Source organism: Streptomyces sp. NPDC002623 (assembly GCF_053592635.1).
On record NZ_JBSFWB010000022.1, the window covers coordinates 152269 to 163972 of the forward strand.

Consider the following 11704-nt stretch of genomic DNA (forward strand, 5'->3'; position numbering starts at 1 on the left):
GTTACCGTGCGCGTTCCGATCTGATCAGGCGTCAGGAATCTTGTCCCGCAGAGTGGTTCAGGGATAGGAGACCACGGTCGACGGCACCGTCGAGGTGCCGGACGTCGGTGCTCCGAGGTCGTTGATGACGTGCTCGTACTGGCCCTGGCCGCCGAGGGAGACCACCAGCAGGTCGTGGAACTTCACACCCGGCACGTTCGGAGCGGCGAAGCCGTGGTGTTGGACGATCGTGGGGTCGACGTTGTAGAAGCAGTAACTTCCCAGGCCCCAGCCCTCGTGCGCGGTGACGTTGTCGCCGACCTTGTAGGCGGCGAAACCCTTCGTCGACCCGTTCTGGATCGCCGCCTGGTTCGGCGCGTCGTAGGCCTTCTCGTTCTGGAAGAAGATCGTGCGGCCGCGCTGGCCGAACCACTGCACGTCGTACTTGTTGAAGTGCTCCACGAACAGGCCCGTGGCCAGCACGTCGTGGCCGTTGACGACGACCCCGTAGTCGGCCCGGTTGGTGTCCCAGCCGACGCCCTCGCCGTGGTCGGCACGCCAGACCCAGGTGTGGTCGACGATCGTGTGCCGGTTGTTGATCACCATGCTGGTGGTGGCCTTGCCGGCACCGGCGCCGCCGATCCGGACGAACACGTCCTGGACGGTGGTCGGGTTGGCGGAGTGGTCACGCCGGGCTCCCGGCGGGCCGACCTCGAGCAGCGTCGAGGAGTTGACCGGTCCGGCGTCGACGAGGAAGCCGGCGAGTCGGACGCCGTCGACGTCGGCGACCTTCAGGGCGGTGACGCCGTTGTCGGGGATCAGGGTGGCGTAACCCAGGCCCAGGACAACGGTGTTGGCCCGGGTCACCCGGATCGGCTGGTCGAGGTGGTAGATGCCCGGCGTCAGCAGCAGGTTCAGGCCCTGGGCGAGAGCCTGGTTGAGCGTGGCAGCGGAGACGCCCGGCTTGGCGACGTAGAACCGCGACAGGGGCAGCGAGTTGCCGCGCGGTGTGCCGTTGCCCCAGGAGACTCCGCGGGCGTTCGTCCGCTTGGCGGGCAGGAAGACCCGGAACTCGCCGTCGCCGTCGTCGTCCACGTACAGGAAAGGCTTCTCCCGTGAGACCGGAGTCGTGTCGAGCGTGGTGTACGGCGGGTCGGGGAAACTCTGGGCGGGGGCGCCCTCGACGCCCGAGAACACCATGTTCCACACGCCGTTGAGCCAGCTGCCGATCGCGCTGTCCCGGGTGTACCACTGCTGTTGCGAGTACGGGCCGATCTCACCCTCGATGCGACTGTCCGCGATGTAGCCGCCGCTGGCCCAACCGTAGCCGGACGGGGCGAGGTTGAGGCCGCCGCGTATGTGCATCCGGCGGAACGGGGCGGCCTGGGCGACCGCCCACCGGTTGGTTCCGCTCACCGGGACGAGCGCGAGGTTCTCCGCCGAACGCCAGAAGTTCTGCGTCGCGTTGCCGCCGAACCAGCCCGCGTCGACCGTCACGTCCCCGTTGATGGTGGTGTCGTCGGGCGAGAGACCGAGGCCCGCGATGGAGGTGTAGAAGCCGAGTTGGGCGTTGAGGCCGTGATAGACGCCCGGCCTGAACAGCAACGCGTAACGCCCGGTTCCGAATTGGGCCGACTCCTGTTGCCGGAACACCTCGTCCACCCGGGCCTGGATGTCGGGAGTCGCCGGGCCGAAGACGAGAACGTTCGGTCCGAGATCGCCGCCGCCCGGCAGCGCGTGCGGACAGTCGCGGTCCTGGGCGGCGGAGGCCTGCGCGGAGGCCGCTCCGGAGAGGGCGGGCACGGCCGCGGCGGTGGCGGCGGCCGCGAGGACCGCTCTGCGGCGCACGGCGGGCGTGTCCGACGGCGGGGTGTGGGTCATGGGCGGCTCTCCTCGGTACAGGCCGCTCGGAGTGAACGGCTGATTTAAGGAAGTGAACGGAGAACGCCTTGAGAGCGCTCTCTCAGCGCTGAATGCTTCAACTATCCGAAGGTGCGCGTCAAGTGGCGGTACCGGTGTTCCCGGGAGAACCGGATCGCCTGCCGTGCGAGCCGCTGTGCGGCTCGCCCCCTGCCCACCTTCACAGCAGACCATGGGCGACGTGCCCGCCGCGGCTCCGTCACCGGCGAGCGGCGTCTTCACGCGAACGGGTGATATTCCGGAGCGAGGGCACGCGAGACCTCGGCGGGCCGTTGTGCGGGTGACGGGATCTTCCCGCTCATGACGACCACGGGGGTGGCTGTGAGCCTGCATTTCCAGCGCAACGCGGACGGCACGACGACAGGGCGCAACGACGAGACCGGCTTCACGGCCACCTCTGCCGACGAGGACGAGGTTCAGCGGCTGGTACATGAGGATGCCGGCTGGGAGCATCCGCCCCCGACGCCCACACCTACGCCTACGCCGCCGTCGGCTCCGGGGGTCCATCGATTCGCGTTGGTGCACGAAGAGTTCGGCGGTGACTTCCGGGACGAGCGCTACGAGAGCCTGCGTACGCATCCGCCCAGCGGCTGTCAGCCGGTCGACTTCGGCTGCTTCGCTCTGCAGTGCGAGCGGTCAGGACCCACACTCCTGGGCGCCGTGTCCGACACCGTCGCGGAGATTCGCCGTGAGCATGGCGTGGTGATGAACAGCCTCGGCATCGAGGAGCCCGACGAGTGGTCGCGGAACGACCCGGATGGATACGGGGCGCAGATCGTCGCGCAACTGCTGCTGACGGTCGCTCACCGCGCCTCGCTCCTCGGATACGGGCGAAAGGATCTCGTGCGGCTGCTTGACGCGGCGGGTGTCCGGTAGCGCGGTGTCTGGCGGTGCGAGTGTCGGGCGGTGAGGGGTTCCGGTAGTGCGGGTGCCCGGTGGTCGGGAGAGGCAGCCGACCGGCCCGAGCGGCTGCCCGATCCCCTCAGCTGCCCGACCAACTGCCCGACCTGACGGCAGACCTGACGACGGACCGGAGGGCCGACGACCTAGCAGTCCCGCAACACCGCGGACTGGTTCAGGACCTGTGCTCGCGCCGACGTGAACCGCGCGAAGGTCTCCCCGTCCCGTGCTCCCGGGCGGAACGCCGCGACCCGGTGGCAGTTCTGGAAGGCCAGAGTGACGTCGAAGTGGCGTTCCAGGCTGCTGCGGATGGCGTCGCTGGCGAGGGCGCGGAGAAGCTGACCGCGCTCCTGCTCGGACGCGGGAGGGGTCTGGTTGTCGGTGAACTCACCGATGCCGGCGTGCAACTCGGCTGCGAGGGAGGCGACGAGGTCGTAGGCGTAGGGGAGGGACGTGCGGACCGTGTCCACGAAGTCCTCCTCACGGATGTCACCGGCTTCGGCCTCGGCGAGGAGCTTCGGGGAGACATCGAGGGACATGGGTGTCGTTCCTGTTCTTGGGGAGGGGGGAGGGGGGGGAGGGGGGAGGGGGGGAGCCCCCCCGGCTTTCAGGACAGTGATTCCGGGCCCGGTACGAACTCCGCGTCCACCTGGCCCGCCAGATCCTGCCCCGTTGCCTCGTTGGCCCAGGATTCGGCGTTGCGCAGGTGGAAGTGGACGGCGTGGCGGTGGAGGGTCGGCCAGTCCTTGGGGCGGGCGTCGACCGTCTTGCGCAGGATGTCGAGGGCGTGGCGGTTGGTGTCTTCCAGCTCGCCTTGGGGGCTGCCTCGTTCGGCGGAGCGGACCCAGGGGGAGAGGGCGAGGTGGGTGAGGAGGTCGTCGCCCACCTGTTCTTTGAGGAAGAGGAGATCGTCCTCGCCGGTCACCTTGTTGCCGACGACCGCGAGGGGGATGTCGAACTCGCGGGCGTGGTCGCGGTACTGGCGGTAGACGGAGACGCCTCGGCGGGTGGGTTCGGCCACGAGGAACGTCATGTCGAAGCGGGTGAACAGGCCGGAGGCGAAGGCGTCGGCGCCGGCCGTCATGTCCATCACCAGATACTCGCCGGGGCCGTCCACCAGGTGGTTCAGGTAGAGCTCCACGGCGCCGAGTTTGGAGTGGTAGCAGGCGACTCCCAGGTCGCTCTCGTCGAATGCGCCCGTCACCATGAGCGGCACGCCGCCGACCGGTTGGACGTGGCGGGTGTGCAGTTCGTCGTCGCCGAGCAGCCGCAGCAGTCGGGAGCCGCGGCCCGGTGGGGTCGTCTTGACCATGGCCTCGCGGGAGGCGATCCGCGGGTTGGTGCCGCGCAGCAGGTCCTTGATCTCGCCCAGGTGCCCGGCCAGGGGCGGGGCGGTGAAGGGCGGTGTGCCGGCCGTGGGGTCCAGGGCCTCGGACAGGTGCTGGTTGATGTCGCCGTCCACGGCGAGCACCGGTGCGCCGGACTGCGCCAACTGCCGGGCGAACAGGGCCGACAGTGTCGTCTTGCCGCTGCCGCCCTTCCCCACGAAAGCGATGCGCATCACCGCACCGCCTTTTTGAAAATGAATGTCATGTGGCTAGGTTTAGGGCGTGACGTGATCTCTGTCAAATCCTCAAGGCGGGGCGATCGAGTGATCGAATGCTCTCGGCTTAATGCATATGATGTGCAAGTGCGTGACTACTGCATAAGGCCCGCGGGCCCAGAGGACCTCGACGGCGCCCGGGCCGTCATGCTCGACACCGTCTACCGCGATTTCGGCACCGGTTACGTGCCTCGCTGGCACGGCGACATCATCGATCCGGTCGCCGCTTATCTGGTCCCCGCCCGCCACACCCTGCTGGTCGTGCTCGACGCCGAGGGGCAGGTGGTCGCCACCGGCGCCCTGGACTCCCGCGGCCCCCTCCACCCGCCGAACCCCCGGCACGTGGCCGAGCGCTATCCCTCCGGCGAGAGCGCCCAGTTGCGCCGCGTCTACGTCCGGTCCGAGCATCGGCGGCGGGGCCTTGCCCGGCGTCTGGTCGCCGAACTGCTCGCCTTCGCGGCCGCGGACGGCGGCTACCGGGCCGTGTATCTGCACACCGACCCCTCTGTGGAAGGCGCCGAAGGCTTCTGGCGGTCGCTCGGCACGGTCGTGCACGACGAGCGGGCGGATCCGGGCGGCAGTCAGGGGATCGTGCACTTCGACGTCCCCCTCGACGCCCTCGTCTCCCGTCGCCCCGCCGCCGTCTCCCCCCACCCCTAGGCCGGTAACCACCCATGCGCTTCCCTCACCGCCGCCCCATTTCCCGCCTTCCCCGCCCTCCTCGCCGTCCACGGGTCCTCGCCGCACTCCTCCTCACCCCCGTCCTCGCCGGCTGCTTCGCCTCCTCCGGCGGTGACGACGGCGAGGGGTCCGGAGCCGGTGACGGCTCCCGGCTGCGGGTCGCGCTCGCCTTCCCGCCCGCCGAGAACCTCTCCCCGTACGGCGCCGACGCGACGATCCTCAGCCGTCTCGGCGTCACCGAAGGGCTGACCGCCCTCGACGCCAACGGCGCCGCCGCGCCCGCGCTCGCCGCGTCCTGGCGCCGCGAGGACGACCGCACCTGGCTGTTCACCCTGCGCGAGGCCGTCTTCCAGGACGGCACCGACGTCACGCCCGCCGCCGTCGCCGCCTCCCTCACCCGTGCCACCGAGGCCGAGCCCGCCCCGGCCGCCCTCGCCGGCGTCGATCTCACGGCGAAGGCGGAGGGCGGCACCGGCGTGCGCGTCACCACCGCCCGGCCCGACCCCGTGCTGCCCCTGCGGCTCTCCAGCCCGAGTCTCGCCGTCCTCGCCCCGAAGGCGTACGCGAAGAAGGACGCCGTCGACCCGGTCGGCACCGCCACCGGCCCCTTCGAGCTCACCAAGGTGACCGGCACGACCGTCGCCGACCTCGACCGCTTCGACGACTACTGGGGCGGCCGGGCCCAGGCCTCCGGCATCGACGTGCGGTTCGTCGCCGACGGCACCGCCCGTGCCAACGCCCTGCGCACCGGCCAGGTCGACCTCGCCGAGGCCATACCCGTCGCCCAGGCCGCCACCCTCGACGCGAAGACCCGCCGCGAGACCGCCACCACCCGCACCACCAGCCTGCAACTCAACACGAAGTCGGGCGTCTTCAAGGACCCGGCACTGCGCGCCGCCGCCCGCGCGGCCGTCGACACCTCCGCCCTCGCCAAGGGCGTCTACGAAGGGCACGCCGACGCGGGCGCCGGGATCTACGGCCCCGCCGTCACCTGGGCCGCGGGCAAGCGCGTCCAGCCCGTCGGCAGAGCGAAGCCCGGTAACCCCGGCGGGGCCTCGGTCACCCTCGCCACCTATGACAACCGGCCCGAACTCCCCGAAGCGGCCCAGGTGTTGAAGCAGCAGCTGGAGAAGGCCGGCTTCGCGGTGAAGCTGGAGGTGCGTGAGTACTCGCGGCTGGAGAGCGACGCGCTCGCCGGGAAGTTCGATGCGTTCGTCGGCGCCCGCAACAGCCTCCTCGACACGGGCGACCCCGTCTCCCTCCTGGCCAGCGACTTCACCTGCGACGGCGGCTACAACCTGGCCCTGCTGTGCGACAAGGGGGTCGACACGGCCGTCGGCACGGCGCAGGCGGTCGCCGACACCGACGAGCGGCAGGACGCCGTCATGGCCGCCGAGGCGAAGATCCTCGGCGTCGACGCCGTCGTCCCGCTGGTCCACCAGCGCGTCATCACCGGTGTCGGGGCCGAGGTCAGCGGCGTGCTTCTCGACCCGTACGAGCGCACCCTCGTCGGCATCGGGACCCGGCGCTGACGGCGTTTCGCGCCGACGGCATGCGGAGCAGGGGTGCCGCGCAGCAGGTGGGTGCGCTGCTGTGGCGGGCCGGACTGGCCGCGCTGCTGGTGTGCGGGATCGGGCTGCTGCCCTGGCTCTCGCACACGGATCCGGCGCTCACCGTACTGAAGGCGCGGTCCGCCGACCGTGACGCCACCCCTGAGGTGCTCGCCGCCGTCCGCATCCAACTGGGCCTGGACGGCGGCCCGTTGCACCTCCTCGGGCAGTGGCTCGCGGGGTTGCCGCGCGGTGACGCCGGACGGTCCTGGATCTCCGGCGCCGACGTCCTGCCCGGCGTCCTCGATGCGCTGGGCGTGTCGCTGCTGCTGATGACGGTGGCGCTGGCGGTCGCCGTGGTCACCGCCGCCGGAGTGTGCGCCCGTGCCCTGTACCTCGGCTCGCGGCGACGGCTCGACGGCCGGTCGGCCGTCGGTTCCGGCTCCGCCGTGCTCGCCGCGCTGCCGGAGTTCCTCACCGCGTCCGTCCTCGCCACGGTGGTCGGTGTGCAGTGGGGATGGCTGCCCGCCCTCGGCTGGTACGGCCCGCAGTGGACCGTGCTGCCCGCGCTCGCTCTCGGTCTGCCCGCCGGCGCGGTCCTCGGGCGGCTCCTCGACGACCAGTTGCCCGCCGCCTTCGCCGAGCCCTGGGCGCAGGCCGCCGCCGCGCGTGGACTGCCCGGCCGGAGTATCGCCCGTAAGGCGCTGCGCCGTTGTGTGCCCGGACTGCTGCCCAACCTCGGGCTGTTCGTCGTGGGGCTGACCGGCGGATCCGTCGCCGTGGAGCAGATCTTCGACATCCCCGGGCTCGGCCGGACCACCCTTCAGGCCGCGATCGCCCAGGATCTGCCCGTCCTCCAGGCCGGCGCTCTGGTGCTCGTCGTCCTCGCGGCGCTCGCCACCGGCCTTGCCCGGCTCGGCGCCCGGTGGCTGATCGGCCCGGCGCTGCGCGACGGCGCTTTGCACACACTCCACGGGCCGCCGCCGACCGTCCGCAGGATCCTGCCTATTGCATACAGTCTTCTGCTGTCGGTCGTCATCGGCCTCGGTCTGCCCCGCGACCCGCTCGCCCTCGACACCGCCGCCCGCCTCCGACCCCCTTCCGCGGCCCACCCCTTCGGCACCGACGCGCTCGGCCGCGACGTTCTCGCCCGGGTCGCGCACGGCGCCCTCGACACCCTGCTCCTCGCCCTGACCATCAGCGCGCTCGCGCTCACCGCCGGAGTGCTGCTCGGGCTGCTGCCCCGGCTGTCCGGGCCGCTCGTCGACACCGTCAACGCCGTGCCGCCCGTTCTCGCCGCGCTCCTTGTCGCCGCGGTCTGGGGCAGCGGGCCCACGACGCCCGTCCTCGCCGTGGCGGTGGTGGCCTGGGCACCGCTCGCCGCGCACACCTCCGCGCTGCTGCGGCAGGAGCGGGCCACCGTCCACCTCACCGCCACCCGCGCCCTGGGGGCCGGCCCCTGGTACCTGCTGAGGAGCGAACTCCTGCCCGCCGTCCTGCCGCCGGTCGCCCGCCACGCCCTGCTGCGTCTGCCGGGCATCGCCCTCGCCCTGGCCTCCCTCGGCTTCCTCGGCCTCGGCGCGCAGCCGCCGTCCCCCGAGTGGGGTCTGCTCCTCGCCGAGAACCAGCCCTACGCCGAACGCGCCCCCTGGGCCGTCCTCGCCCCCGCCACCGTCCTGGCGTTGCTCGGCGCCCTCGCGGTGACGGCGGCCGGAGCACTGCGACGGCCACGACGTCGTCGTACGGCAGACCTGGACAGCCCGAGCGAGCTGAACGCAGTCGAACTGCCTTCCTCCCCACCGGAGTCGGTGAGATCCCGGTGAAGGCCACGCGCCTCTCCCCGCGCCGGACGGCGAGCGAAGCCACTCGACTCTCGCCGCTGCTACGGCTGCTGATCCTCACTCAACTCGCCTTCAACATAGGCTTCTTCGCCGTTCTTCCGTTCCTCGCCGAGCATCTGGGCGGCGCGGTCGGCATGGCGGGCTGGCTGGTCGGGTTCGTGCTGGGACTGCGGACCTTCAGTCAGCAGGGGCTGTTCGTGGTCGGCGGCGCGCTGGCGGACCGGTACGGCGTCCGGCCCGTCGTCCTCGCCGGGTGCGTGCTGCGGATCGCCGGGTTCGGGTGGCTCGGGTACGCCGGGCAGGCGTGGACGGTCGTCGGGGCGGTGCTGCTGATCGGGTTCGCGGCCGCGCTGTTCTCACCCGCCGTCGAGTCCGAGGTGGCCCGGCAGGCCGTCGCGCACGAGGAGTCGGGCGGCGGGTCGCGGACCCGGGTGCTGGCGCTGTTCACGGTCGCCGGGCAGGCCGGGGCGTTCGTCGGACCGCTGCTCGGCGCGCTGCTCCTCGAGGTCGACTTCCGTGCGGTGTGCGTGGCCGGAGCAGGGGTCTTCGTGCTCGTCCTGGCCGCTCACGCGTGGCTGCTGCCGCAGCACATCCCCGGCCGGACCCGCGTCCGGGTCCGCGGCGGCGTGGGCCCGTTGCTGCGCAACCGCCGCTTCCTCGCGCTGGCCTGCGCCTATGGTGCCTACCTCCTCGCCTACAACCAGCTCTACCTCGCCCTGCCTGCCGAGGTGGAGCGGGCGGTCGGTTCGCAGGCGCCGCTGGCCTGGCTGTTCGCGCTGTCGTCGCTGCTGGTGGTGACCGCCCAACTGCCGGTCACCCGGTGGGTGGGGGAGCGGCTGAGTCTGCGCCGCTCGATGGCGGCGGGGCTCGCGCTGATCGCCGCCGGGTTCGCCGTCGTGGCCGCCGCACTGCCCGCCGGGCGCACCGGGACGGCCGGGCTGCTGCCCGCGGCCGGGTTCGTCGTGCTGCTCACGCTCGGCCAGATGCTCGTCGCGCCCGCCGCCCGCGCCTGGGTCCCCGACCTCGCCGAAGAGGGCCGACTCGGCCTGTACACGGGGGCGTTGTCCTCGGTCTCCGGGCTGATCGTGCTCGTCGGAAGCGCGGTCACCGGCAGCCTGCTCGACTCCGGGCTGCCGTCGGCCGTGCCCTGGGTGGTGCTGGCCGCGGTACCGGCTGCCGCTGTCGCCCTGCTGCCGCGCGGGGCCCGCAAAGCGTGAAGGCGGGAGTGACGGTGCCGGTCGTGCTCCGCGGCGGCGCAGTCACCTGCGTCCTCCCCGCCTCCGGAGTGCAGCGGTGCCGGCTGCCGTCGTCGCGTGCCCTGCCGCCCCGCGCGGCCCACACGCCCTGCACGCCCTGTGCGCCCCGCGCGGCCCACACGCCCTGCGCGCCCCGCGCACCCCGCACGCCCCACCCGGAGTGAACGCGGGAGTCGTCCCCGTCGTATCCGTCGGGCGTGGGAGGATCCCGCATCATGAGTGCGTCCCCGGCGGTCCGGAGTCTGCGCGCCGCGGTGTTCGCCGCGGTGTGCGTGCTGCTGGCCGCCGCCGGGCACGGACTCGCCACGGGTGACGCGCCGCCGCCGTGGGCGGACGGCGCCGGATTCCTGGCGGTCTTCGCCGCCGGGTGGCTGCTGGGCGCCCGGGAGCGCTCGCTGCCCGGGATCGGCGCGGCCATGCTGGTCACCCAGGCCGGCCTGCACATCGTCTTCGACGCCGCCGCCCGCTTCCGTGCGGCCGCGCGGGCCATGCCCGCGATGTCCATGACGTCCGCACACCATGGCCCGCACCTGCCCGCGCACACCCACACCCACACCCATACGCACGCCCACACCCACGCTCACATCGCCACGGCGATGACCCCGCACGCCGCGACGGCCATGACCCCGCACGCCACCGCGGCCCACGTCCTCGCCGCGCTCGTCGCCTCCTGGTGGCTGCGGCGCGGGGAGGCCGCCCTGTGGTCGCTGCTGCGCTGGGCGGTCGCCTTCCTGCCGGGTCTCGCGGCCTGGTGGCGGGACGCCCGGGTCCCGCCACCGCCCGTGCCGTCCGCCCGGTCCGCCGCCCCGGTGCCGGGCCCGGCCCGGCAGTTGCTGCTCCGGCATGCCCTGAGCCGCCGTGGACCGCCCCCGTCGATCCCGTACGCGATCTGAACCCGAGCCGGCCCGGAGCCGGACCCACACCTTCCTGTACGGAGATCACTCACCCATGTCCACGACCACACCCACGACCACACCCACGACCACACCCACGTCCGCACCCGCTTCCACCCCCACGTCCGCACCCGCTTCCACCCCCACGACCACACCCGCTTCCACCCCCACGTCCGCACCCGCTTCCACCCCCACGACCCGCTCCGCCCTGCGCCGGGCCGCTCTCGGCACCGCCCTCGCCGCCGCCGCGGTCCTCTGCGCGGCCGGTGCCGCCTCCGCGCACGTCACCGTCCATCCCGAGAGCTACGCCAAGGGCGCCACCGACGGCGTCCTCAGCTTCCGGGTGCCCGACGAGGAGGACACGGCGAGCACCACCGAGGTCCAGGTCTTCCTGCCCACCGACCATCCCGTCCTCGGCGTGCTGGTCCGCCCGCAGGACGGCTGGACGCCGAAGGTGACCACCACCGAGCTCAAGACGCCGGTCAAGACGGACGACGGCGCCGTCACCGAGGCCGTCACCGAGATCACCTGGACCGGCGGGAGGATCGCCGCCGGACAGTACGAGGACTTCGACGTCGCCTTCGGTCAGCTCCCCGATGACACCGGCCAGTTGGTCTTCAAGGCCCTGCAGACCTACTCCGACGGCAAGACCGTCCGCTGGATCGAGGAGGCCGCGGCGGGCGCGGACGAGCCGGAGAACCCGGCGCCCGTGCTGAAGCTGACCACGGTGAGCACCAAGAGCACCGACACCGCCGCGAGCGGCACGAACCGGGCCGGCACCGCCCCCACCACCTCCACCACCGGCACAGCCGCCGCCTCCGGAACCGGCGACTCCACCGCCCGTGGCCTCGGCGTCGCCGGGCTGGTCGTCGGGGTGCTGGGCCTCGCGGCCGCCGGCTTCGCCGTCGTACGGACGCGGTCGACACGCTCGTAGCCCTGCCGGCCCTTCCGGCCCTGCCGGAACGTGTCCGGAACGCATCCGGAACGTGGGGGGAGGGGCCCGGACCAGGAAGGCTCGGCGGTGGAGTCGACCGCGACGATCGGAGCGGTGAGCAGATCCAGGCCGGCCGAGGAGAAGAAC

General features: G+C 72.5%; 10 protein-coding genes. 7 read left to right on the forward strand and 3 right to left on the reverse strand.

Features of this window, described 5'->3' with window-relative positions:
- Positions 1-57: 57 nt before the first annotated feature.
- Positions 58-1860: a coagulation factor 5/8 type domain-containing protein gene (locus tag ACWD4O_RS33395; protein WP_451285636.1), complete on the reverse strand. Its 1803-nt coding sequence runs from the start codon at positions 1858-1860 to the stop codon at positions 58-60.
- A gap of 339 nt (positions 1861-2199) precedes the next feature.
- Here ACWD4O_RS33395 and ACWD4O_RS33400 point away from each other — a divergent pair, with 339 nt between their 5' ends.
- Entirely contained in the window at positions 2200-2775 is a 576-nt protein-coding gene (locus ACWD4O_RS33400) for a hypothetical protein (RefSeq protein WP_451285638.1), read from the forward strand.
- 170 nt (positions 2776-2945) lie between these two features.
- On the opposite strand, the gene ACWD4O_RS33405 is transcribed toward ACWD4O_RS33400, so the two are convergent.
- Both ACWD4O_RS33405 and ACWD4O_RS33410 read right to left on the reverse strand, forming a co-directional pair.
- Complete coding sequence (locus tag ACWD4O_RS33405) at positions 2946-3338, reverse strand: SCO5389 family protein (protein ID WP_451285640.1); 393 nt, start codon at positions 3336-3338, stop codon at positions 2946-2948.
- A gap of 68 nt (positions 3339-3406) precedes the next feature.
- Positions 3407-4360 (reverse strand): ATP-binding protein, encoded by a 954-nt coding sequence (locus ACWD4O_RS33410; protein WP_451285642.1) that lies wholly within the window; start codon positions 4358-4360, stop codon positions 3407-3409.
- 129 nt (positions 4361-4489) lie between these two features.
- On the opposite strand from ACWD4O_RS33410, the gene ACWD4O_RS33415 reads away from it, so the two are divergent.
- The 6 genes from ACWD4O_RS33415 to ACWD4O_RS33440 all read left to right on the forward strand — a co-directional run bounded on the left by ACWD4O_RS33415 (position 4490) and on the right by ACWD4O_RS33440 (position 11557).
- Positions 4490-5062, forward strand: coding sequence for a GNAT family N-acetyltransferase (locus ACWD4O_RS33415; protein WP_451285643.1), 573 nt, complete (start codon positions 4490-4492; stop codon positions 5060-5062).
- 14 nt (positions 5063-5076) lie between these two features.
- The gene (locus ACWD4O_RS33420) at positions 5077-6615 is read left to right on the forward strand and encodes an ABC transporter substrate-binding protein (protein WP_451285645.1); all 1539 of its coding nucleotides are present in this window, start codon (positions 5077-5079) and stop codon (positions 6613-6615) included.
- A gap of 20 nt (positions 6616-6635) precedes the next feature.
- Complete coding sequence (locus ACWD4O_RS33425) at positions 6636-8456, forward strand: ABC transporter permease subunit (protein ID WP_451285647.1); 1821 nt, start codon at positions 6636-6638, stop codon at positions 8454-8456.
- Positions 8453-9691 (forward strand): MDR family MFS transporter, encoded by a 1239-nt coding sequence (locus ACWD4O_RS33430; protein ID WP_451285649.1) that lies wholly within the window; start codon positions 8453-8455, stop codon positions 9689-9691. Before ACWD4O_RS33425 ends, ACWD4O_RS33430 begins: the two co-directional genes overlap by 4 nt.
- Positions 9692-9945: 254 nt before the next feature.
- On the forward strand, positions 9946-10623 hold the full coding sequence (locus ACWD4O_RS33435) for a hypothetical protein (protein WP_451285651.1): 678 nt from the start codon (positions 9946-9948) through the stop codon (positions 10621-10623).
- Positions 10624-10678: 55 nt separating this feature from the next.
- The gene (locus ACWD4O_RS33440; protein ID WP_451285653.1) at positions 10679-11557 is read left to right on the forward strand and encodes a YcnI family protein; all 879 of its coding nucleotides are present in this window, start codon (positions 10679-10681) and stop codon (positions 11555-11557) included.
- Positions 11558-11704: the final 147 nt, after the last annotated feature.